The sequence below is a fragment of the Methanococcoides sp. NM1 genome (genome assembly GCF_900774285.1).
GTDB classification, from domain to species: Archaea; Halobacteriota; Methanosarcinia; order Methanosarcinales; family Methanosarcinaceae; genus Methanococcoides; species Methanococcoides vulcani.
In genome coordinates, this window is sequence record NZ_CAAGTW010000007.1 from 75,181 (window position 1) to 97,636 (window position 22,456).

Below are 22,456 nucleotides of genomic sequence, written 5' to 3' on the forward strand. Positions count from 1 at the left end.
ATTATTTGATCATATTGGGGGTTACTATCTTGGTCGACAGGAAAATGGATATTCTCAGGGCTCTGAAAGGAGCAGGCAAAGAACCTATCTCTGGGGAAGAACTGGGTGAAAAGCTGGGTATTTCCCGGACAATGGTATGGAAATATATTAAGACCCTTGAAGAGGATGGCTATGTTATTGGATCATCCCCGGGTTCAGGCTATGTTCTTGTTTCCGTTCCTGACAAACTATATCCTTCTGAGATCAGCATTGGTCTTGATACCGACATCATCGGGAAAGAACTCCATTATTTCGAAACAGTGGATTCTACCAATGATATGGCAAAGAAAATGGGCTTTAAGGCTGAAGAAGGTACGGTTGTAATTGCTGAGATGCAGGAAAGTGGACGCGGTCGCAAAGGCGATCGTTGGGTATCGCCTAAAGGTGGTATCTGGCTTTCGGTCATCCTCAAACCGGGGATCTTGCCTGTTCATGCACCAAGGTTGACCCTTATGGCAGGAGTTGCTGTTGTCAGGACCATAAGGCAGTTTGGTGCCGATGCATCTATCAAATGGCCAAACGATGTTGTCATTGATGGCAAAAAGGTTTGTGGCATTCTGACTGAAATGGATGCAGAGGTTGATCATATAAGTTTTGTTGTGATCGGTATTGGTATCAATGCTAACGTATCCGTCGATGAGCTTCCGGAAGAGTTAAGGGAGGGTTCCACGAGTCTGAGTTCTATTAATGGGGAAAATATAAACCGGGCTGCATTCGTGCAGGCTTTGCTTAGATCCCTTGAGGCGGAATATCTGCGTTTCAAAGTGGAGGGTTTCTCGAAGATCCTGGAAGATTGGATCTCTTTATCTGATACAATTGGAAGGCAGGTTGAAGTTATCACTCCTCAGAAGATCATTGCAGGTAAAGCAACTGGAATTACTGCCGAAGGTGCTCTAATTGTAGAGACTGCTGAAGGTATGCAAGAGGTCATGGCAGGTCGATGCATCTATAAAATAAATAAATAAATAAATAAATGGTGTGGGACGTGAGATACAGTAGAAATAACAGGATACGTTTCTTTGTATCCTTCCTTTTTATTTTATTACTTCTTATACTGCCAGTGTTCGGAGCTCAGGTAAAGGCTGAGGTGCTAATGGATGGTGCCAGTATATTCATTGAGACCGGAAATTTCTGGGAGTTCAGCCAGGGTTATATCTTTGTTATCAAAGATGTGAATGCAGATGGGGGTGCATGGGTAGAACTTTCGCTTGATGGTGTTAGTCTGAAGGACGAGGTTCTTTATGAAGGAGACATTTTTGTTTATTCTCGTGATTCAATAGAATTATTCAATATGACCGTTGATACTATCTATTATGGTCCGGGTGATGATCTGGTGACCTTTAAACCCGTTTTCCAATATCGTGATCGCTCACTTCCAGCTCCCATCCTGGAAGAACCTGAAATATCTCTAAATGATTCCTATACATCTTCGGAACCGGATGTAACTCCTGAAGATCGCATTCCGGGTTTTGGTCTTATAACAGCGATGTTCTGTATGGTCGGTGTTTTTATTTGCAGTCGCTTTTTTGAAGCGAAATGATTAGGTATATCGACCGAAGCTTCACTAATGTTTGGTATTGACCCGTGTACAAAAGCAGTCAGGGACGTAAAATAAAAATTAAAAATAAGAAAATGTTAAGGGAAATTAAGTTTAGAACTTAATATCTCCCTTTTCCATTAACAATTTGAGGTCCTGCAGGCTCATCTTCCCTGTCTTTTCGAACTTCTCTTTTGCTACGTTATGCTTTTCATCTATCTTCTTCTCATCTTTTTCAAGCTGGATGTCGTTGAGCTTGTCAAGATATACACTGAGTTCATCCCTGAGTTGTGATATCTTGGTTTTAAGCGGGTCGATCTTTTCCCTTATCGGAGATACTACATCATATGTCTCCTTGATCTGTGAGTGATACATATCCGCTTCTTTGCGAAGCTCATCGACCTTCTTGTAGCTATCAAGCATTGCAAGATGATGTTTCTGTGATTCTTCTGCTAGATCCTTAATGCTCCCGCTTACAGTTCCATCGGATTTGTAGATCGATTCGGATTGCTTGTATGTTTCTACTATCTTCTTGTGGATATCGTCTGCATTGCTTGCGGAGTCGATCCTCTGTTGAAGTTCTGTCAGTCTTCCAAAGATATCAATCTCGTGTTTTAGTGGAATGTCAGCATTCAGGAACTTGTCAAGCTCTGCAGCATATGCTTTTGTGAGAGATTCCACACTTCCGCGGGAAAGCTTATTGTACTCGTCACGTTTTGCTTTAAGCTCCGAAATGCTGCCTGTGATCTTGTCCTTTTCGCCACGTATCTTCTCATTTGAAGCTTTGATCTCAGCGATCTTCTCGTTCACTGCATCACGTAGTGTTTTTTCTTCACGTGCCTTTGTTGCCAGCTCTTTTACCTGTGCATTGAGCTTGTCCCTTTTTTCTTTCAGCTCATCGATGTTCGTTCGGTGTAGCTTTAGATCTCTAAAAACAGCTTTTAGGGTACGCTCGTTCTGTGAGATATTTGTCCTGTAGTCATTGACTACATTTTTAAGATCCCTTTCGGTCATGGTTGTTGCATCCGGTAAGTCGCTCATGCGTTTGCCCCCTGGGTATTTTCTTCGCTGGATGGAAGCTTTTCCCAGTATTCAAGAGCTTCATTGTGACTCTTTATTCTATTGTCAAGCCAGCCGTGGCGAGGTGAGACTTCCTTGAGTTCATCTCTTGCTTTTTGGAAGGCATTTTCAAAGTTCTTCTCAGTGCCGAATATACTTGCAAGTTCGGTACTTGATATTATTGCTTCATTTACCCTTGTCCTGATCTGCTGAACGGCTTTCTGGACGTCTTCATGGGTTCCCATGCCATTCAGTTTATTGAGAAGCTCATCTACGATCTTCTTCTCTTCATCGATGTTAATAACACGCTTTACCTTCGTGATGTCATCGTTGATGCCATGCATCAGCTTATTGTCCAGCAGTTTTTCATCGATAATGTCAAACATTTCTTCGAGTATATTCTCTGCCTGGTGGTATAACTGTTGACGCTTTTCTTTTAGCAGTTCAGTTCGGCTCAATACATCTTCCTTGTCTTTCTTAGAAGATTCTATCTTTTCGTTCAATGCCTTTACTTTTTCTTCGAGTCCACTGAACTCTTTGTTGTATTCTTCTAAAAGGCGTTTGTGCTTTGTGATCACATTCTTGATCAATTCATTTTTGTCAAGAATGGAAACTTCATTATTTTGTGTACTCTCACTCATAGTTCCACCAAATTTATGTCATAATTGTAATATTTTATAATTTATATAATTGTGCATGTGGTATTCCTTCAATATATATAACGCATCCGGAGTCGATCACGCCTGCATCGATGGCGCATTGGACTGCACGACTGCCAAATATGTTTGCCGTTGTGGCATTTGATATGGCTTCGATGATCTTCTCTTCAGATGTGATCTCACCTTTGTAGAATGTCTCAGTGATCTCGAGAATCAGTTCGCCCTTTTTGAGCTTTTTACCTATCAGTTCCTCATCACAGACCGCAACGATCATCTGATTCCCGGTTTTGTGTATTTTCAGGTACATGTGTTCACTTTATCATGCTATTTTTATATGTTTATTGTCAGGTGACAGAAGGTCTCCCTGTCTTCTCATTTTAGTGATAAGTTCTTCTGCACGTTCCCGGTCTATATCTTCATTCTCAGCTTCTGCATAGACCTCTTCAAGAGGTGCCTTGGAACCTGCATGCCTTTCACTGACTCGTGTAATAATGTCTTTTATCAGGTGTATCTTATCCCTCTGGCTCTTGCTTGTTCCGGATGCGATCACATCCACATCGAATACTCCGGTGTCCGGGTCGACTCCTACCTGTCGCATACATGCCATGGTAATTCGGGTAGTCCTTTTCGCATCATCCATTGTAACTACATTACTTAAACGCATGCGTGCACTTGCTTCAGCAATTCTTACAAGTGCTTCGAGCTGTCTTGCAGTGACAGGTACGGGTGAATCTTTGCCTTCTCCCTGTCTTCGAAGGTCAAGATAGAAATTAATGAGATGTTCACGAGCATCATCTTCCATGATGGGGAATACTTTCCTTCGTGCATAGGCTACATATTTTCTCATCAGGTCATTTCCGATCGTAGGAAGTATGACCTCGATATGTGATTCTATATCTTCTTTTGTCACAGTGGATGATGGGAGTCTATTCTTCTGTTCTAAAAGTTCTCCTGCATATTGGGATTTCAATATGTGGTTTGCAATATTGCTGTCCTTTGTGCGGTCAGGAACATCGAGAAGTATGAAAAGAAGGTCGAATCTGGATATGAGTGCAGGCGGCATATTGATCTGTTCGGCAAGTCCTTCATACTTATCGAACCTTCCGTATTTAGGGTTGGCAGCACCAAGGAGTGCACATCTTGATTTAAGTGTTGCAAGGATGCCTGCTTTTGCGACACTGATCGTCTGCTGTTCCATGGCTTCGTGCAAGGCACTCTTGTCTTCCCTGCTCATCTTGTCCATTTCATCCACTGCTGCAAGACCCATGTCTGCCATTACCAGTGCACCGGCTTCCAGTGTCCAGCGTCCGTCTCCGAGGTCGTCTTTAACTGCTGCAGCTGTCAGACCGCTGGATGATGCGCTTTTTCCTGATGCGAATACTCCGCGGGGTGATATTTTCACCATATAGCGAAGTAACTGACTTTTTGCGATACCCGGATCTCCCACCAACAGTATATGTATGTCACCCCTGACACGTGAACCGTCGGGTAGCATCTTTGGGACTGCCGAGAATAGTTGCAGGCTGAGTGCTTCCTTTATGTCCTCATAACCGTAGATGGATGGGGCGATCGATCCGGTTATATTTTTATAAATGTTCGGATCTTTGCTCATTTCGACGATTGTCTCCTCATCCTCCGGAGTGATGTCAAGTTCATCGAATTCCTGATCTACATATTCGATGGAATTTGCATGAAGAACGAGGTCGTAAAAAGTGGATTTGCCCTCCCTGAGGGTTCGCTGGTGTGAGCGTAGTATTCCGTTTATTACAAGACGGTCACCGGGTTTGACAAGTCCTGCAAGATCATCCTCTGCATCAACATCAAGGCTCTGTGGTTGTGCGCCGCCTTTGAGACTTTCGGGTGATTCCTGTACCTGAAGTTTTTGTGCATCCACAAAACTGGATTGGTCGATAAGTAATTTGAACGGTCCCTTTTTGCCGCATGATTCGTTCTCACATTCGTTCGGTTCTACGAACTTCGGTCCATCCTGTGGCTCATAGCTTGTGTTCTCACACCGCATGCACATGAATGCTGCATTTGTTATCTTTGGCCTGACTTCCGTGGCCTTGCGTATCATTCCTTCAATGGATATGAACTTCAGCAAGTGCTTGCTACGCAGATCTCGTATGGCAACACGGTTTGGGATGTTAATGAACTGTACATGTGCATCATCGAGTTCCTTCTCGATAGGGATATCAATTTCACGAAGCGCTTGCTCAGCATATGGTATTACATCATCGGGGTGTTCGAGCAGCTCATATGCAAGGTCTGCATCGAATTGCTCAAGGTCCGGAAAATCGACTGTAATGCTACGCAGTTCAGGGTATTCATTTGCCAGCAAGAGTATATCGTCCCAGCAGTATCTTTTTAGGAAATCCCTGAATTTTTCATCCCATTTAACTTCGCTCATTTGATTCACATTTTTCCTGTTTTGGAATGGTACTTAAGGTATCGAAGGTTATAGAACATCATAATACATATCAATATTTCGAGTCGGAATATGGTCCGGGAGTATTTGCAACGATATGATCATTTAACAAGTTGTTGTATCCTTCCAAAAAATCCCCTCAATGTCTGCACTTCTCTTGGCATGAGCTGTGCCCTACCGAATATCCTTTTGAACATAAGGTGTGTTTTTTCCTTTTTGTGTTCCGGGTATTGGATATCGTCCAGAAGTTCTCCAATATGCTCGTGCAGAAGCTTAAGATCAAAACCCTCAGCAAGCTGCTGTTCTCCTGCATCGATCTGACTCAATTCATATAGTATGATAGTTGTGGCGTGTGACAGGTTCATTATTGGATAAATATCTGAAGTTGGGATACTTACTATCATATCGCTTAGTTTAAGCTCTTCATTGGTGAATCCATTATCTTCCCTGCCAAAGAGGACCGCAATAGTTCCGTTAGTACCATTGAACTTTTCCTTCAGTTCCTGAGGTGTATATGGGGGCATGCGTATATGTTCATCGATTTTGAGTCCGGTGATGCCTGTTGTTGCAACCACGACATCGGCTCCTTCAATGGCTTCTTCAATGCTGGGGGCGATCCTTGCACCTTCAAGTACATCCCATGCATGTGATGCCAGTGCGCGTGCTTCTTTTTCCAGTTTGCAAGGGTTTACTAATATAAGGTCACTAAAGCCGAAATTTTTCATAGCTCTTGCTACTGATCCGACGTTACCCTGGTACAAAGGTTCCACCAGAACTATCCTCAAATTAAAACTCATCTCATCCTTCAATATCATCAATACATGTATATTTTACGCAATCAGGTATATCGTTCATCTACTGCAAAGCCAAAACAGGACTGCAATTATTTGGCAGTATTTGGCAGTATTCCATAAACGTTATCAAGAATCCTGCTAATATAAAATATACAATTTGTGTCGAGGAGGTAAACAAATGAGTTTAGAAAAAATTCTGAAAGCTACTTTTAAAGGAGAGACTACTGAAGTTGGATGGTACCTTGCGATGTCAAAACTGGCTGAGCGTGAAGGCCATTTTGATGCTGCTCTCTATTTCCGCCAGATCGCTATGGATGAAGCATGGCATGCTACAGAAGTTGCTGAGATCCTTGGTGTTATAAAAGGCACTACAATTGAGAACATCGAGATGATGCTCGAGGGTGAGGCAATGGCTGAAGCTGAGAAAGCAGATGCTGCCCGTATTGCTCGCGAGGAAGGTAACGAAGCTGCAGCATTGTTCTTTGCAAGGGCATCACTTGATGAGGCAAGGCATAAAGCAGGTCTTGCAGGTCTTCTCAAGAAGCTTAAACAGACTGAATAATTAAGATATTAAAGACTTAAGTCGGATGTGGAACCATTGGCAAAGGATCTGTTAGATAAAAATGCTATACTTCAGCGTGACAAATGTTCTTATGCCATAGTTCCACAAACTCCGGCAGGCATCGTAACTCCTGATGAATTGCAAAGGATAGTGGACGTTGCAAGAAAATACGATGCTGACACTCTTAAATTTACATCGGCACAGCGTATTGCTATTGTCGGGCTAAAAGAAGAGGATCTTGATGGTGCATGGCTGGAACTTGGAATGGAACCTGCATCTGCGATCGGTAAATGCGTTCGTAGTATTAAGATCTGTCCTGGTACAAGCTTTTGTAAAAGGGCACAACAGGATGCTGTTTCTCTTGGTTCTATTATTGATGAAAAATACCATGGAATGCAGCTTCCCTCAAAGTTCAAAATGGCTGTAAGTGGTTGTATGAATTCCTGCTCCGAACCGGCTGTAAAGGATATTGGCATAATGGGAACTCCCAGAGGCTATACTGTGATGGCAGGAGGGAATGCTGGTATCAAGCCAAGGCTTGGTGATATGATAAGTGAAGGTCTCAACGAAACTGAGGTTCTTGAACTCGTGGAAAATGTCCTCGGTATGTACAAAGGCTATGCTAAAAGATATCGTCTTGGCAGGCTCATCGATGATATGGGTCTTGGTAATTTCAAGAAGGAACTTGGCTTAATATAAGTTCTATGTTCTTTTATTATCTGGTAGTTTTTTATTATCTGTGCAGATTTCTCATCTCTATATCTGTTTGAGTTTCGGAAGTGTTCTTAAACTTTTAGCTATTATACAAATCCTTTTAGATTTTAGAATAAGCCTCTATCTGAACGATTTTGAATTGTTTTTGACTCTTCTGATGCACACTCTGCTAATGAAAATATTTAAATACAATAGGTTCCACCAATACACAAACCGTATTCGGTATCATGATAATTTTTAGAAAGATGTAATATTACTGTTTCGTAGCAATATCAGGAGAATAATTTATGAGTATGGAATATTTCAGTGGACTTACTGAGTCTGCGGAGATCGTAAACAGTTTAGGGATGCTGACTGAGTCTATGAGGCTCACATTTGTAGCGGTCATGATCATGGCCACAATATCAATTGCGATCTTCATGCTCGGTATGTATATCAATCTTAAAAAATGGGGATTAGGTTCCGAAGGATATGGTCAAGAACCTTCAAACGGAAGCATACTTACATTCCCTAAAACATTAGCTTATCAGATGAGTGCAAAAGGGCATGGGCATGGCCAGAATATATTTGTTACACTTATTCTTGATGCTCTCCTTCAGAGACGTGCTTTAAAGCGCAGTCCTGGAAGATGGGTCATGCATCTTGCCATCTTTGGAGGCTGGATCTCACTTTGTATCATGTCAATAGCAATGTTCGTTGTGGAGATCATCCATATGGTGGGCATTCACTTAATATCGCCTGAAGTTTTCAGGGAGATGCTCAGTGTCCCTAACGATGTATTCAGCTATATCCTGTTGTTCGGTATCATAGTCGCAATTTTCAGGAGACTTTTCGTCACAAAGGCCCGCGAGAGCACCATTGCTTTTGATTCTGTTCTTCTTATTGGGCTTACAATTATTGTCGTCACAGGTTTTGTTGCTGACGGTATAAGGAACGGTACCATCTGGGGCATGGGAATGCAATCCGATCTTGCACCACCTGCATCACTGTTCCACGTTGTGATCTCATTGTTCTTCTGTATCGCATATATCCCATTCAGCAAATATATGCATATGATCGCAGGACCACTGACCCTTATGGCTAACAAGGGGGGCGAATGATCATGAAAGGTGAACCTTCAATTAATACAAACAACTTGACTGCTGTCCAGCTCATGGAGATCGATTCTTGTGTACGCTGTGGTGAATGTGTCAACTGGTGTCCAACCTATGATGCTGCCAACAAAGATCCGGGACTTGCACCAAGGGATAAGATCCTCAGGTGGAGACAGTTCATGAACAAGTCCTACGGTCTGCGTGCCAGACTGTTCGGTCCAAAGGCAATCCCTGAGGAAGAGATCGAGCAGTTCAAAGATGATGTTTACCAGTGTACCACCTGTGGAATGTGTGGTACAGTCTGTGAAGTTGGTATCAACACCATCGAGTTGTGGGAATCCATGCGTGCAAACCTTGTCAAACGTGGCAATGGTCCATATGGTAAGCAGGGAATGTTCGTAAAGCTCATAGGCGAGTACATGAATCCGTACATGTGTGATAACAAGGACAGGCTCAGCTGGATCCCTGATGATGTAAAGATCGCTGACAAAGCAGAGATCCTTTACTTTGGTGGCTGTACCGCAGAACTGAGGCAGCAGAAACTGGCGTTCGCTACTGCACGTGTCCTCAATCATCTGGGAATCGAGTTCGCAATGCTCGGTGAGGATGAGGTATGCTGTTGCTCCGCACTTGTCAGGACCGGTCAGTACGAGATCGAGGATATTGCACGTAAAGCTGCAAGGAAGAATGTTGACGGTATCGTTGCAAAGGGTGCAAAGAAAGTTTTGTATGCATGTGCTGGTTGCTACCGTACTTCTCTTGTGGACTGGCCAAGGTTGCTTAATGAGGAAATGCCATTCGAGATCGTCCATATAACCGAGTTCCTTGAGGATCTTATCAAGGAAGGTAAGCTTGAATGGACAAAGCCATTTGATAACCTTACAGTAACATACCACGACCCATGTCACCTTGGACGTCACGTTGGTGTATATGAGCCACCAAGGTTCGTGCTTAATGCGATTCCCGGTCTGAACCTTAAAGAGATGGACCGTATCAAGGAAAACCAGCGCTGCTGTGGAGCTGGCGGTGGTGTAAAAGCTGGTGTTCCTGATCTTGCTCTCGGTGTTGCTGAAACTCGTGTTCAGGATGCCCTTGCAAAGAATCCGGATATCCTTTCAAGTGCATGCCCATTCTGTAAGAGGAACCTTTCTGATGGAAGGGACTCTTTAGGTGCAGATGAGCTTGTTGTTGAGGATGTTATCGTTCTGACGGCTGAAGCACTTGGAATTTCACTTGATGATTGTGTGGAGAGCTGATCTCTCTACCTTTCATTAATTTTTTTATGTTCTTTTTTTATTTTCACTAAGTTCTCTTTCACAGTTACTTTTAAATATTGCTACTTCCTCTCTTTGGCTCATGGAAATTCCCTATGAACTTCTGGGTAAGCTATTCGTATATATGCTTCTCTTTGCTCTATTGGGAATTGTTGTGGCATTACTTGTTGGATTTTACAGTTTTAAGAAGAAAAAGGTCGTCTTCCCGAATTTTGTTCTATTCATGCTTTATCTGTTCTACTCCCCTGCCAAATGGATGTGTGGTGTCTTCTCGATAAAGGACACTCTTGTAGATGAGATCCTTATTGAGATCAGAAATGCTGTAATGCTTGATGAATTTGTCAGGGCAACAGGCACAAGAGCCATATTTTTACCTCAGTGTATGCGTCATGCTAATTGCAGGGCCAGGTGTGATCCGATAACTGGCTATGAGTGTAAAAAGTGTGGTCTATGTGACATTGGTAGCATCTGTGAAGCTGCCGATGAACGTGGTTTCAGGGTTTATGTGATCCCTGGCGGTAGTTTTGTAAAGAAGATAATGAAAGCACACAAGCCTGGTTCATGTATAGGCGTGGCCTGTTACAATGAGCTATCAGAGTCTATGGAAGAAATATCTTTTATACCGGTTCAGGGTGTTTGCCTTTTGAAAGATGGTTGCTTCAACACAAAAGTGGATGTTCTCGAAGTGATCGAAAAAATGGAGCTCTGCAATGTATAATTTAATAGGCAAATTGTTATTGGTCTTTCTAGTGCTTTCAGTTCTTGTTTCAGCGCTATCCCTTTATGTTAGTCGTGTAAGCCTTACTCGAAACGTCTGGCTATCCGGCTTTTTTGCGAATGTGCTGGATTTCTTCTTCCTACCGCTTAAATATTTCTTTTGCAAGTTCTCGGACCCACGAAAGCTTGACAAGTGGATGGTATCTTTGAAAAACTCCGCGCACAGGTCTGATTTTGGAAATACAAAAAAACGGCTTATGTTAGTGCCGCATTGTATGCGCTCACTTGATTGTCCTGCATATGCAACTAAATATGGCATACAGTGCAAGTCCTGTGGTAAATGTGTTATGGATAAGTTGAAAGAAGATGCAAACAAATATGGCTATGATCTCTATATTGTAACAGGTTCTTCTTTTGTCAAAAACATCTTGAGTGACCATTATGCAGACGGGGTGCTGGTGATCGCATGTGATTATGAGATCAACAAAGGTATGAGATTTCTTGCAGGAACCAGTGTCGTGACGTATGGAATTCCTATGCTCAATGATGGCTGTTACAACACAAAGGTGGATGACAAACTGGTCACTGATACTCTGGAAATGTTCGCATGATCAAATTTTGATCGAAGCGGCAGTGTCCTTTTACTTCCGGATTAAAAATGTGATTGGTGAGTGAGGAGAGTAAGCTCCCTTCTGTTGGTGCAAAATTCCTTATCCGCAGGGCGGAAAGGGAAGGTCCTTGCGGACTCTTGCACTGACGACATTCGGCTAAGCGTTAATAACTTCGGGACGGTCCAGACACCCGTTTGATCCCTACTTCCAACTTGCACCCACGAGGTTTCGCCGTTCCATCCACTTCCCATGCGACCTCAACCTTCCGGTATCATTGCATTAACATGGGGTGGTATCGTTTCTGTGCCAGCGCCCTGGCTCTCACCAGACACCTTTCACAGGTGTTCGTGTATCTGGATGATGGGGAGACTTTCCTCAGGCCCATAGGCCCGGCGGTCGTCCTTCCTCTCTCGGATGTATGGTTGTTTATGTTAGATATAAATCTGACGATAACTGATATACAGTATCATAATAATGAGCATTACATCTATATTTTTTGCGATATGTTTATGATGTAATAAAACAATCATTTATATAATAAATGTGAGGTGGTACAAATGTTAAAACTATCTTTAATAGGGGTGGGTTTAGTGGTCCTGCTCATGGCAATGACTGGGGTTGCAAGTGCAGAAGCTGTTGTCCACAGCCTCTCATTTCCAACAGATGATTCTACTTTTGACTGCGGTGATGTGGTAGTAAATGTCACGGTTGACGGGTATAATGTGACTGTGGAGTTAGTAGAACCTTTTGACTATCATACAGGTGATACGAAGCTCACGGCCCTTGCAATGAACACCAGTGTAGCTTTCACTAAAGCTAATATTACGGCAATCAATGGCTACGTCCTCGGGGACCTTACAGACGGTCATGTGGTTAGTTTTGGATCGCTCGGAGATTTCAATACCCAATTCGGTTTTGATCCATCTGATAAGGTTACAGGTCCTGTTACAATCACATTCGACAGTCCTGTGGTGCTGGTGGGTAATAGTCCGCAGGGCTTTAGTCTTGCAGTACATGTGCAGGGGCTTGATAGTGGTCGGAGTATCAAAATTGCAGATGGTGTATGTGGTGAACCGGTAACTCCAATTCCAGAATTCCCAACAGTTGCACTCCCTATTGCAGCAGTGATCGGGCTGGCATTCCTGCTCCAGCGTCGCAGGGACTGAATGAAATCGATATGTGAATATCTGAAGCTTCAGATGTTCTGATTTTATTTTTTCGTTTTTTAATTTTATTTGACAAAGGCTATAAATGCTATTAATTATATATTTACTATTGTTATTAGAGAATCTGAAATATCTTTCAGGTGGTGAAAATATGCCCGAAAAAACAGTGTTTGACCAGTACAAAGAGATGATTGAGAAAACAAAACAACTTCATTCGGAATTGGTGGAGTTATCCTCTAAAGTAGGTGGGATTGCAGATAAGATCGATACAGATTTGTTTAATCAGGTTGCACCTGGACAAAGTTTTTCTCTACCTGATTATGATTCCAAAATGGTCAAGAGTTTGGAAGGCTACCCTCTGGAGGGTGCATCTTTGAAGAGGCATTACTCCGAGATTAAGGACTGAATTGATGTTGTGTCGATGTTATTTTAAATCGTTATTCTAAATGTAGCTGCCATCTTAAAGTGTTAATTTTAGATTTCATCAATTAATTTCTATTTTTAGGTTCTGTATGAACATGGGTGACGAAAAAACCAAATTTTTTGATGAGATCTTCAATAACAGTTTAGATTGTAAATACTCAAAGGATACTTTTAGGAACGGTATTCTTAAGGTGATATTCAATCGTTCCATTTCATGGGGCATTTAAATCGTTCCCATTGAGTAAGTTATCAATTTTTTGAGAATGAATTGAAAAATACAAAATATTGATGTATTGTTTAACATAATGGTCATATGTAGGGCAATTTCACGTGAATTCATTGTGTGTGGGGACAATACGAGGTGTTCTGTTGCATTGAACAAGAAAATAATGGTCGTTGATGATGAGGCTGACACTATTTATCTTGTCAGGTTCATTCTTGAAGCAGAAGGTTTCGAGGTGGTGGGTGCGGGCAGTGGTGCGGAATGTCTGGAAAGGCTTGATATTGAAAAACCGGATGCTATACTGCTGGATATAATGATGCCTGATATGGATGGCTGGGAAACCTTCCATAAGATCAAAAAAGAATTTCCTGATGTTCCTATCTCGATCCTTTCGGCAAAAGGGCAGAAGTTCGACCAGATGCTTGGACTTAATGTCCTGAATGCAAATGACTATGTCACAAAACCATTCAGTGCTACTGATCTTACAGGACGCATCAAGCTTCTTGTAGGGGAAACTTGACACGCTTTTGTCCTTTTGTATATTTAATCAATTTATTGACATTATCAGTTTAGTTTTTGACCTTGCATATGATAGCCTTCCCATTCTTTGCAAAAAGATGTACTGTGCCTGAACCTGTTAGCCCTTCCTCGATTTCATTTCGCATTTTCCAGTATTTTGCAGGATCAATTCCGGCTCTTAATATTACTGTGCCAACATCTTCTTTCCGGAGTTCCTTATTAATTAGTGCAGTGTCCAGTTCTACTACATGAAGCACTTCATAACTGTTCTTTGCAATGATGTGGTCTATCGGAGATTCGGACGTAAGCAGGATCCTCTTTGAATCAATGTTGAAAAGGCTTACTTGTGAACTTGAGTTTTCCATGATCGCAGCTGCAAACTCTGGAAGTAGTTCGGATTTGATTACTGACGGTTCCGGTTCACAAGCAAATAGTCCAATATCTTCTGTTGTTACTATATCTGCTTTTATGTTGTTCGAATCGATCCTTGCTTCGGATGGAAGTGATACTGCTGAACGATCGCATGATCTGATATCTCCAAAGTACAGGTTCAGGCGGTTCAACTGTCCATTTAATGATAGGTACTCTTTCTCGCAATCGAAAGGAATTCTGTTCGGAGTCATCTGTGGTGGTGCTTCGAATGCGAAATTTTTTGTTTTATCCGCATAGGCTGAAAGTACATTTGGAATTCCGGGCTCAAGGCTTGATACGTGACGCTTATCTTCAGATGGTGGTCTTGCAGGATCCGAGAACAGGATGTCTATTTTTGGAACCTGGTCAATAACTTCCTTTGAGAGTGCATCTCCGCAGATGAATTCCACGTTGTCCAATCCATAACGGTTGCAGTTTTTCTCTGCAAATTCTATCTTTTGAGGGTCGATCTCTATGGCGTAGACCTTTTCACATTCTTTTGCAAAGAAAATGGTCTGCCCACCGATACCACAACTGATGTCTGCGACAGTTTGGCATTTGAGACGTTTGGCACGGTAGCTTGCTACTACTTCAGGTGTTGCAAAACGCAGGCCATCATTGTCGGCTTTAATTCTGTTATCAAATTTCTTTTTTCGTGACACTTATGATCAGTATGAAAGAAAGGTTCAATCGATTTAAATCCATCCAATGCTTTGAGCTATATTCTCCGGTACATTTAATTATGTCCGGGCACATTCAGGTAATATCCTTTGTTATTCTTGAATTAGTTCAATGATAATCTCTATTTTTCATCGGTTGTATGAAAACCCTTGATCGTATGCATTTTCGTATAATCTTTTCATGGGGTTATTGTGCAAAACATTTATATATAGAATCTGACATTTAGACACCCTAAGTTAGGATTAAGTGTGTAATTTGGCTTTGCTACTTTACAAGACTAAAGATCATAACGTAGGAATAAGCAAGTGTGAAAAGTCGGATTTAACAGGAAGTGTTCATGGGCCTCTTCACGGAATGCCCGCTCTTGTGTGCAAATGTGTACAAGGGGACACCGAATGGCTAGATCTTTTAGAGATGATTGAGTACGAACGTACGGAAGGATTCATCCTATCCGTTATGACAAGTATGTTAGTTATCTTGCTTTCCGCGTAATGTGGGCAGTCGGTCTGCATAGCTCTGTTTTGAGCTATGGGATGCACTGCATACATTTTGGAACTTAAACTCTTTTCACGGTCTTGGCCTACATCATGAAAAAACGAAACGTTGTTTCAAAAAGAATCGTAAAAGAAGGAGAATACAAATGGCAAAAGGACACAGACCAAGACGGGGTTCACTTGCATTCAGTCCACGCAAGCGAGCACAAAGTCACATTCCAAGGTTTAGATCATGGCCAGAGTCAAACGCCGAACCTAAGCTGCAGGGTTTTGCAGGTTACAAGGTCGGTATGACTCATGTTATCATGATCGATGACACAAAGAACAGTCTTACAGAGGGTACTGAGATATCCGTTCCTGTAACTGTCATTGAGACCCCAGCAATCCGTGTTGCAGCAATTCGTGCATACGGCGAGAACACTCATGGTGAGAAAGCTCTTGCAGAAGCATGGACAAATGTTCTGGACAGCGATCTTGATCGCAGGATCAAGTCCCCAAAGAACCATGACGTCAATGCAGCACTCGAAAAGATCGGGTCACTTGTAGAAAACGGAAAGGTAACCGATATCAGGGTCATCACATACACATTACCTTCAACCCTTACGGGTGTTCCAAAGAAGGTACCGGATGTAATGGAGACTGGTGTAAGTGGAGCTGATGTGGGCGCAAAGTTCGAGTTCGCGAAAACCATTCTGGGAACCATGGTGGATGTCTCAGATGTGTTTGGTAACGGTGGAATCATCGATGTTGCAGCTATCACAACCGGTCACGGTACACAGGGCCCTGTGAAGAGATGGGGGATCGGCCTCCAGAAGAACAAACACTCCCGTCAGGGAAGTTTGAGGCAGATCGGTACCCTTGGTCCATGGACTCCTGCACACGTTAGCTGGAGAGTTCCGGCAATGGGTCAGATGGGTTACCATCAGAGAACTGAGTACAATAAGAGGATCTTAAAGATGTCTTCAGACGCTGAAGAGATCAATCCTGCAGGCGGATTTACCAACTATGGTGTTGTTCGTGGCAACTATATCTTGATCAAAGGCAGTGTTCCAGGTCCATCAAAGAGACTGATCAGACTCAGGGAGCCAACAAGATCAAAGGTATCCAGCATGGGAGAACCTCAGATCGTTCACATTAGTACACAATCCAGACAGGGGTGAAGTGAATGACCACAGCAAATATTATTGATTTATCAGGAAATGCTAAAGGCGAGATCGCATTGCCGGAAGTCTTTAATGAGATTTTCAGGCCGGATCTTATCAAGAAGGCAGTTCTTTCTGCACAGGCTAACAGACTTCAGCCATATGGTCCTAAGAAGTATTCCGGTATGGAAACATCAGCACACTCCTGGGGATCAGGCAGAGGTGTAGCACAGGTTCCAAGGATATCCAATGGAAGCCGTGTCGCAAGAATCCCACAGGCAGTGGGCGGAAGGCGTGCACATCCTCCAAAGCCGGAGACCGACCGTACAGAGAAGATCAACAAGAAAGAGAAGCGTCTGGCTATCAGATCCGCAATTGCAGCAACTATCAATGCTGACCTTGTAAAGGCACGCGGACACAGATTCGACGCAGAAATTCCTCTTGTTGCAGAGAACACCATTGAAGATATTTTGAAGACAAAGGACGTCATAAGCTTCCTTCAGGCAGCTGGTGTCTACGATGATGTTATCCGCGCAAAGGAAGGTAAACACATAAGGGCCGGTAAAGGTAAGCGCAGGGGCCGTAAGTACAAGACAAGGAAGAGCGTTTTGATAGTGACTGGGGAGGAAAGTCCTATTGTTAAAGCAGCTAACAATCTTTCAGGTGTCGATGTTACTACAGTAGATTCCCTGAACGCAGAACTTCTGGCACCAGGTACCCATGCAGGCAGACTTACAATATGGACTGAATCTGCAATAACCAATATGGAGGGTATGTTCATATGAGTGCTATTAGGTATCCATTCATTACTGAAAAAGCAATGATGCTTATGGATGATAATAAGCTTCAGTTCGTTGTCGACACACGTGCTAACAAGAAGCAGGTGGAAGATGACGTGGTCAAGATGTATGGCTTTTCTGTAAAGTCAGTACGTACAATGACCACAATGAAAGGCTTAAAGAAAGCATTGGTAACATTCGAGGAAACGGATGCTGCACATGAGATCGCAACAAGGATCGGTTTGGTGTGAGGTGAAGGTACATGGGTAAAAGACTTATATCACAGAACAGAGGTCGAGGAAGTCCAACATACAGGGCTCCATCGCACAAGTACAAAGCCGCACTCAAACACCCACGTGTGGATGAAGAGAGCGTTCTCAATGGTACAGTTATTGATATTACACATGATCCTGCAAGGTCAGCTCCTATTGTCAAAGTAGCCTTTGAGAATGGTGAGGAACAGTTGATCCTTGCTCCAGAAGGAATTGCTGTTGGTGAGAAGATTGCCTGTGGTGTTTCCGCAGAGGTCAAACCAGGTAACATTCTCCCTCTTGCAGAAATCCCTGAGGGTATTCCTGTATGTAACATTGAGTCAAAACCAAATGATGGCGGTCAGTTTGCACGATCATCAGGTGTATATGCAACACTTGTTTCCCGTGAGGCTAGCAAGGTCGTTGTCAGGATGCCATCAGGTGTCTTGAAATGGTTCAATCCAAAATGCAGGGCAACAGTCGGTATCGTTGCTGGTGGCGGAAGGATTGACAGGCCATTCCTCAAGGCAGGTAAGAAGTACCACAAGATGAAAGCAAGGGCTGCAAAGTACCCACGCGTATCAGGGGTTGCCATGAACGCTATTGACCACCCGTTCGGTGGAGGTAACAGAAAGCACCCAGGAAGGCCAACTACTGTGAGCAGGAATGCACCACCAGGACGTAAGGTTGGTCAGATCGCAGCACGTAGGACCGGAAAACGTTAAACAAAGAGGTAATATACATGGCAAAGAAATCAACATCAAGATTACCAAAACGAAAGGGAGAGTTCACATTCCGTGGTCTTACGGTTGAGCAGCTCCAGCAATTGAGTTTTGATGAATTTGCAGAACTCCTGCCTGCGAAGGAACGCAGGTCTATACGCCGGGGTCTTTCTGATAACCAGAAGGATATTCTGCAACAGTTCAAGGACGGTAAGGAAAGCGTACGAACTCACTACAGAAATATGATCATCTATCCAGAGATGGTCGGTAAGACCATCGAGGTCTACAATGGTAAGACGTTCGTAGCAACAGAGATAATGCCTGAAATGATCGGGCACAGATTCGGCGAGTTCTCTCCAACACGTAACAGGGTTTCACACGGAAGCGCTGGTGTCGGTTCAACACGTTCGAGTAAGTTCGTACCATTGAAGTAAGGTGATGTGAATGGCAAGAATCAACTATACAACGGATCTCGATCCAGAGACCAGTTCAAAAGCAATGGGTTCAGAGCTTCATATCTCACCTAAGAAATCACGTGAACTCTGCAAAGCAGTAAAAGGCATGAAAACAAAGGCTGCAAAACGCTATCTTGAAGAGGTAGTCTCTTTGAAGCAGGCAGTGCCTTTTGGCAGGCACAATGACAGTCTTGGTCACAGAAAGGGTCCAATGGCAGCAGGTCGTTATCCTGTGAAAGTTGCATCTGAAATGCTTAAATTGCTCAAGAATGCAGAAAGCAATGCAGAATACAAGGGTCTGAATGCGGATCACATGTACATTGCACATGCAGCAGCAAAGCGTGGTCGTGTGATTCATGGTATGAGACCAAGGGCTCGCGGAAGGGCAAGTCCGAAGAACACGGAAACTGTCAATATTGAGATGATCATAAGCGAGGTGCGCTAATGGCTGTAGAGAGAAAGTTCGTCCAGGATGGGTATGTAAAGGCATCCATGGATGAATATTTTGCAAAACAATTAAGCAGGGCTGGTTATGGTGGTATGGAGATCAACCGTACCCCAATGGGTACCCAGATAACGGTCTATGCTGAGAAACCAGGTATGGTTATCGGAAAGGCTGGAAAGGTTATCCGTAAACTGACCCGTGATGTAGACAGGTTATATGATCTGGACAACCCTCAGATCGATGCACAGGAAGTTAAGAGGCCTGAGCTGAATGCACAGATGATGGCATCAAGACTTGCTTCTTCCATCGAAAGAGGATGGTATTTCAGGAAAGCCGGTCACAATACCATGCGTGCTATCATGAACGCTGGTGCACTTGGCTGTGAGATCGTCATCTCCGGAAAATTGACCGGTTCAAGGTCAAGGGTGGAGAAAATAGTCAACGGTTATATCAAGCACGCAGGCAAGCCTGCTGAAGATATTGTCGACGACGGTTTCGCTGTTGCTGTCAAGAAACTTGGTACCCTTGGGTGCAGAATACGTATAATTCATCCTGATGCAGTCCTTCCGGACGCATACAGGATGAAGACTGCCGAGGAACTTGCAGCATCCGGTGTCGTTGCTCCTGCTGAAGAAGCAAAGAGTGCAGGCATTGAAGAGCTTGTAGAAGCTGAAGGTGCAGTTGTAGAGGCTGAAGAAACAGTTGTTGAAGCAGCAACAGAAGTAGAAGCTGTAGAAGTAGCAGTCGAAGAAGCTTCAGAAGCAGAAGTTGTAGCAGAAGAACCTGTGGCTGAATCAACAGAAGAATCCGAAGCTACAATTGAGATCGTTGATGGAGAAGAGCGCCGTGAGGTCAACAGTGTATGGCAGCACAAGCATGAAGGTCACGATTACTGGCACCCAATGGCCCGTGTCCACAGGGAGGGCTAATCATGGCAATTCTTCGTACAAAAGAGATCAGGGATATGACCCCACACGAACGTGTGGACGAACTTGAGAAGATCCGAAGTGAGCTTATCCGTGAGCGCGCACTTACATCAGCAGGTGGTGCTCCTGATAACCCTGGTAGGGTCGGTGAGCTTAGAAGGACAGTTGCAAGGATCAAAACGATCCAGAACGAACTGAAGGAGATCTGATTTGGAAGCATCTGCTTCTAATCTGATTTTCCACGAGCTTATCGGGCTTGTTACGGAAATAATCGAGTCAACAAATCCCACATTAAATAACATAAAAGGCAGAGTGGTCGACGAAACACGCAATATGCTTGTAATCGAGACGGAAGACATGGGCGAGAAAATGGTTCCAAAGAAGGGAACTATTTTTATATTCCATGTTCCATCCCATTCTGCTGATCAAGATCAACGTGTTATAATAGACGGGAAATTATTGCTCTCACAACCCGAGAATAGAATCAAGAATCTTAAGAAAATACGCATGAGGTAATAATCATGGCAAAAGATATTGGATTGGATGTACCTGAGCCGTCCAAGGAATGTGATGACGTTAATTGTCCATTCCACGGCAATCTCCCCGTAAGGGGACAGATCCTCGTCGGTACTGTTGTAAGCGACAAGATGGACAGGACAGTGGTCATTCAACAAAGGCGTGAAAAGCTGATAAACAAATACCAGAGATATGAGAAGAGGCAATCAAAGATCCACGCTCACAATCCACCATGCATCGATGCAAAGGTTGGAGATATTGTGACGTTCGCGGAATGTCGCCCTCTCAGCAAAACCAAATCATATGTAGTCGTTAAGTCGGAGGTGCAGGCGTGAGGGGTATTCGCTCAAAGATCCCACGTGCACTGAATGCCGGCGCTAAGATCGAATGTGTTGATAACACTGGTGCACGTACTGTAGAGATTATTTCAGTCAAGAAGTACCGAGGTGTAAAGAACAGGATGCCAAAGGCAGGTATTGGCGACATGTGCGTTGTATCTGTAAAGAAGGGTACTCCTGAGATGCGCAAGCAGATCATTTACGCAGTCGTTGTACGCCAGAAGAAGGAATTCCGCCGCCCGGATGGTCTGAGAGTCAGTTTCGAAGACAACGCGGTAGTGATCGTAGATGATAAGGGTATCCCAAAGGGAACTGACATCAAAGGTCCTGTTGCAAGAGAAGCAGCAGAAAGATTCCCAAAGATCGGCACAACAGCATCCATGATCGTATGAGGTGTTAAATTATGGTATCAAAACAGCCAAGAAAACAGAGGAAAGCACGTTACGATGCACCCCTCCACATCAGGCAGAAATATATGGCTGCACCTCTTTCAAAGGAGCTTCGCGGCAAGTTTGGTCGCAGTGCAAGCGTTATTATCGGTGACACTGTTGTGGTAATGCGTGGTGACCATGCAGGTACTGAAGGAAAGGTCGAAGCATTGTCCTTGAAGAGCGGAACCATCGTAGTTGAAGGTGTTTCTGTTAGCAAGGTAGATGGAACAGAGGTTCCAAGGCCGATCTATCCTTCAAACGTGATGATAACATCACTGGAATTGAACGATAAACGCAGAGAATCAATATTATCTAGAGGTAGGTGATTCTAGTGGGCAAACATCAAAAGAGGATATCTGTCCCAAATAGCTGGCAGATCTCAAAGAAGTCCAACAAATGGATAACATCCACAAGACCAGGTCCTCATAACAGATTACAGAGTCTTCCTCTTGCTGTTGTACTTAGGGACATGCTTGGTGTCGTTGACAACCGGGCAGAAGCAAAGAGAGTACTTTCAGAAGGCAAGGTCCTTGTTGACGGAGTCGCAAGGAAGGATCTAAGGTTCCCTGTAGGTTTGATGGATGTAATTAGCATCCCATTAAACAATGCAGAATACCTTATATTGCTTAATGGTAAGGGAAGGCTTGTTCTGAACAAGCTCGATGATATGGGCGCAAACAAACTGTGCCGCATTGAAAACAAGACCGTTGTCAAGGGCGGAAACGTACAGATGAACCTGAACGATGGTACAAACCTTAATGGTTCCAACGATTACAATACAAAGGATTCAATCATACTTTCCCTTCCTGACAAGGAGATCGTAAAACACATCAAGTACGAAGTGGGCAATCTTGCAATGATCGTTGGTGGAAGCCACTCTGGAGAGATCGGTACCATCAAGGAGATCAACAAGGTAAGGAGCTCTAAGTACAACACAGTGACCATCTCCGGTGAAACCGAGTTCGAGACGATCGAGAACTATGTTTTCGTAGTAGGCGAGAAGGAGCCAGAGATCAGCTTAGGTGGTGAGTCAATTGAGTAACTCA

General features: G+C 43.5%; 30 protein-coding genes and 1 other RNA gene. 24 read left to right on the plus strand and 7 right to left on the minus strand.

The genetic code is table 11. The annotated features are described in order from the left end of the window. The first annotated feature begins 29 nt into the window (after nucleotides 1-29). Nucleotides 30-1,004 (plus strand): biotin--[acetyl-CoA-carboxylase] ligase, encoded by a 975-nt coding sequence (locus E7X56_RS08200; RefSeq protein WP_135606302.1) that lies wholly within the window; start codon nucleotides 30-32, stop codon nucleotides 1,002-1,004. Between the two features lie 20 nt (nucleotides 1,005-1,024). Further along, on the plus strand, nucleotides 1,025-1,579 hold the full coding sequence (locus tag E7X56_RS08205; protein ID WP_167879487.1) for an S-layer protein domain-containing protein: 555 nt from the start codon (nucleotides 1,025-1,027) through the stop codon (nucleotides 1,577-1,579). Nucleotides 1,580-1,690: 111 nt separating this feature from the next. On the opposite strand, the gene E7X56_RS08210 is transcribed toward E7X56_RS08205, so the two are convergent. The 5 genes from E7X56_RS08210 to E7X56_RS08230 form a co-directional block, all read right to left on the minus strand. Beyond that, nucleotides 1,691-2,617: a coiled-coil protein gene (locus E7X56_RS08210; protein ID WP_135606304.1), complete on the minus strand. Its 927-nt coding sequence runs from the start codon at nucleotides 2,615-2,617 to the stop codon at nucleotides 1,691-1,693. Beyond that, nucleotides 2,614-3,276: a hypothetical protein gene (locus E7X56_RS11800; RefSeq protein ID WP_167879488.1), complete on the minus strand. Its 663-nt coding sequence runs from the start codon at nucleotides 3,274-3,276 to the stop codon at nucleotides 2,614-2,616. Before E7X56_RS11800 ends, E7X56_RS08210 begins: the two co-directional genes overlap by 4 nt. 34 nt (nucleotides 3,277-3,310) lie before the next feature. Beyond that, nucleotides 3,311-3,601: a DUF424 domain-containing protein gene (locus E7X56_RS08220; RefSeq protein ID WP_135606305.1), complete on the minus strand. Its 291-nt coding sequence runs from the start codon at nucleotides 3,599-3,601 to the stop codon at nucleotides 3,311-3,313. Between the two features lie 12 nt (nucleotides 3,602-3,613). After that, entirely contained in the window at nucleotides 3,614-5,704 is a 2,091-nt protein-coding gene (locus tag E7X56_RS08225) for a minichromosome maintenance protein MCM (RefSeq protein ID WP_135606306.1), read from the minus strand. Between the two features lie 119 nt (nucleotides 5,705-5,823). Next, nucleotides 5,824-6,519, minus strand: coding sequence for an RNA methyltransferase (locus E7X56_RS08230; protein ID WP_135606307.1), 696 nt, complete (start codon nucleotides 6,517-6,519; stop codon nucleotides 5,824-5,826). A gap of 175 nt (nucleotides 6,520-6,694) precedes the next feature. Between E7X56_RS08230 and E7X56_RS08235 the strand changes: the two genes are divergently transcribed. The 6 genes from E7X56_RS08235 (at nucleotide 6,695) to E7X56_RS08260 (ending at nucleotide 11,488) form a co-directional block, all read left to right on the plus strand. Continuing rightward, nucleotides 6,695-7,078: a ferritin family protein gene (locus E7X56_RS08235; RefSeq protein ID WP_091690553.1), complete on the plus strand. Its 384-nt coding sequence runs from the start codon at nucleotides 6,695-6,697 to the stop codon at nucleotides 7,076-7,078. A 36-nt stretch (nucleotides 7,079-7,114) separates the two neighbouring features. Then, a complete protein-coding gene (locus tag E7X56_RS08240; RefSeq protein WP_135606308.1) occupies nucleotides 7,115-7,777 on the plus strand; it encodes an NAD(P)/FAD-dependent oxidoreductase in 663 nt (220 codons plus the stop codon). Nucleotides 7,778-8,079: 302 nt separating this feature from the next. Next, nucleotides 8,080-8,892, plus strand: a complete 813-nt coding sequence (locus tag E7X56_RS08245) for a disulfide reductase (protein WP_135606309.1) — start codon at nucleotides 8,080-8,082, stop codon at nucleotides 8,890-8,892. After that, nucleotides 8,892-10,142, plus strand: a complete 1,251-nt coding sequence (locus tag E7X56_RS08250) for a (Fe-S)-binding protein (protein ID WP_135606389.1) — start codon at nucleotides 8,892-8,894, stop codon at nucleotides 10,140-10,142. Before E7X56_RS08245 ends, E7X56_RS08250 begins: the two co-directional genes overlap by 1 nt. A 100-nt stretch (nucleotides 10,143-10,242) precedes the next feature. Continuing rightward, the gene (locus tag E7X56_RS08255; protein WP_135606310.1) at nucleotides 10,243-10,878 is read left to right on the plus strand and encodes a DUF116 domain-containing protein; all 636 of its coding nucleotides are present in this window, start codon (nucleotides 10,243-10,245) and stop codon (nucleotides 10,876-10,878) included. Continuing rightward, nucleotides 10,871-11,488, plus strand: coding sequence for a DUF116 domain-containing protein (locus E7X56_RS08260; RefSeq protein WP_135606311.1), 618 nt, complete (start codon nucleotides 10,871-10,873; stop codon nucleotides 11,486-11,488). The genes E7X56_RS08255 and E7X56_RS08260 overlap by 8 nt, the downstream gene beginning before the upstream one ends. A 58-nt stretch (nucleotides 11,489-11,546) precedes the next feature. Here the strand turns inward: E7X56_RS08260 and rnpB are convergent. Then, nucleotides 11,547-11,900, minus strand: an RNA gene (gene rnpB, locus E7X56_RS08265) — RNase P RNA component. Between the two features lie 145 nt (nucleotides 11,901-12,045). Here rnpB and E7X56_RS08270 point away from each other — a divergent pair. The 3 genes from E7X56_RS08270 to E7X56_RS08280 all read left to right on the plus strand — a co-directional run bounded on the left by E7X56_RS08270 (nucleotide 12,046) and on the right by E7X56_RS08280 (nucleotide 13,820). After that, nucleotides 12,046-12,654, plus strand: a complete 609-nt coding sequence (locus E7X56_RS08270) for a PEF-CTERM sorting domain-containing protein (RefSeq protein ID WP_135606312.1) — start codon at nucleotides 12,046-12,048, stop codon at nucleotides 12,652-12,654. Nucleotides 12,655-12,805: 151 nt separating this feature from the next. Next, a complete protein-coding gene (locus tag E7X56_RS08275; RefSeq protein ID WP_135606313.1) occupies nucleotides 12,806-13,060 on the plus strand; it encodes a hypothetical protein in 255 nt (84 codons plus the stop codon). Between the two features lie 322 nt (nucleotides 13,061-13,382). Next, complete coding sequence (locus E7X56_RS08280; protein ID WP_135606314.1) at nucleotides 13,383-13,820, plus strand: response regulator transcription factor; 438 nt, start codon at nucleotides 13,383-13,385, stop codon at nucleotides 13,818-13,820. A 49-nt stretch (nucleotides 13,821-13,869) separates the two neighbouring features. Here the strand turns inward: E7X56_RS08280 and E7X56_RS08285 are convergent, their stop codons facing one another. After that, complete coding sequence (locus E7X56_RS08285) at nucleotides 13,870-14,892, minus strand: methyltransferase domain-containing protein (RefSeq protein WP_135606315.1); 1,023 nt, start codon at nucleotides 14,890-14,892, stop codon at nucleotides 13,870-13,872. 659 nt (nucleotides 14,893-15,551) lie between these two features. Between E7X56_RS08285 and rpl3p the strand changes: the two genes are divergently transcribed. Genes rpl3p through E7X56_RS08350 form a run of 13 tightly spaced genes read left to right on the plus strand, consistent with a single transcriptional unit; the run spans nucleotide 15,552 to nucleotide 22,452 of the window. Further along, nucleotides 15,552-16,565, plus strand: a complete 1,014-nt coding sequence (gene rpl3p / locus E7X56_RS08290) for a 50S ribosomal protein L3 (RefSeq protein WP_135606316.1) — start codon at nucleotides 15,552-15,554, stop codon at nucleotides 16,563-16,565. A gap of 5 nt (nucleotides 16,566-16,570) precedes the next feature. Continuing rightward, nucleotides 16,571-17,332: a 50S ribosomal protein L4 gene (gene rpl4p, locus E7X56_RS08295; RefSeq protein WP_135606317.1), complete on the plus strand. Its 762-nt coding sequence runs from the start codon at nucleotides 16,571-16,573 to the stop codon at nucleotides 17,330-17,332. Further along, nucleotides 17,329-17,577 carry a 50S ribosomal protein L23 gene (locus tag E7X56_RS08300; RefSeq protein ID WP_135606318.1) on the plus strand — a complete coding sequence of 83 codons (249 nt, stop codon included), beginning with the start codon at nucleotides 17,329-17,331 and terminating at the stop codon, nucleotides 17,575-17,577. The genes rpl4p and E7X56_RS08300 overlap by 4 nt, the downstream gene beginning before the upstream one ends. Nucleotides 17,578-17,588: 11 nt before the next feature. Continuing rightward, entirely contained in the window at nucleotides 17,589-18,302 is a 714-nt protein-coding gene (locus E7X56_RS08305; RefSeq protein WP_135606319.1) for a 50S ribosomal protein L2, read from the plus strand. A 17-nt stretch (nucleotides 18,303-18,319) separates the two neighbouring features. Then, a complete protein-coding gene (locus tag E7X56_RS08310) occupies nucleotides 18,320-18,733 on the plus strand; it encodes a 30S ribosomal protein S19 (RefSeq protein ID WP_135606320.1) in 414 nt (137 codons plus the stop codon). A gap of 10 nt (nucleotides 18,734-18,743) precedes the next feature. Next, a complete protein-coding gene (locus E7X56_RS08315) occupies nucleotides 18,744-19,199 on the plus strand; it encodes a 50S ribosomal protein L22 (RefSeq protein WP_135606321.1) in 456 nt (151 codons plus the stop codon). Further along, nucleotides 19,199-20,128, plus strand: a complete 930-nt coding sequence (locus E7X56_RS08320) for a 30S ribosomal protein S3 (RefSeq protein WP_135606322.1) — start codon at nucleotides 19,199-19,201, stop codon at nucleotides 20,126-20,128. The genes E7X56_RS08315 and E7X56_RS08320 overlap by 1 nt, the downstream gene beginning before the upstream one ends. Nucleotides 20,129-20,130: 2 nt before the next feature. Further along, the gene (gene rpmC / locus E7X56_RS08325; protein WP_135606323.1) at nucleotides 20,131-20,334 is read left to right on the plus strand and encodes a 50S ribosomal protein L29; all 204 of its coding nucleotides are present in this window, start codon (nucleotides 20,131-20,133) and stop codon (nucleotides 20,332-20,334) included. 1 nt (nucleotide 20,335) lies between these two features. After that, nucleotides 20,336-20,641, plus strand: a complete 306-nt coding sequence (gene rnp1, locus E7X56_RS08330) for a ribonuclease P protein component 1 (protein WP_135606324.1) — start codon at nucleotides 20,336-20,338, stop codon at nucleotides 20,639-20,641. Nucleotides 20,642-20,646: 5 nt separating this feature from the next. Beyond that, the gene (locus E7X56_RS08335; protein ID WP_135606325.1) at nucleotides 20,647-20,976 is read left to right on the plus strand and encodes a 30S ribosomal protein S17; all 330 of its coding nucleotides are present in this window, start codon (nucleotides 20,647-20,649) and stop codon (nucleotides 20,974-20,976) included. Further along, nucleotides 20,973-21,371, plus strand: coding sequence for a 50S ribosomal protein L14 (locus E7X56_RS08340; RefSeq protein WP_091690572.1), 399 nt, complete (start codon nucleotides 20,973-20,975; stop codon nucleotides 21,369-21,371). The genes E7X56_RS08335 and E7X56_RS08340 overlap by 4 nt, the downstream gene beginning before the upstream one ends. 11 nt (nucleotides 21,372-21,382) lie before the next feature. Beyond that, a complete protein-coding gene (gene rplX, locus E7X56_RS08345) occupies nucleotides 21,383-21,736 on the plus strand; it encodes a 50S ribosomal protein L24 (RefSeq protein WP_135606326.1) in 354 nt (117 codons plus the stop codon). Nucleotides 21,737-21,741: 5 nt separating this feature from the next. Further along, nucleotides 21,742-22,452, plus strand: a complete 711-nt coding sequence (locus tag E7X56_RS08350) for a 30S ribosomal protein S4e (protein ID WP_135606327.1) — start codon at nucleotides 21,742-21,744, stop codon at nucleotides 22,450-22,452. Nucleotides 22,453-22,456 lie beyond the last annotated feature (4 nt).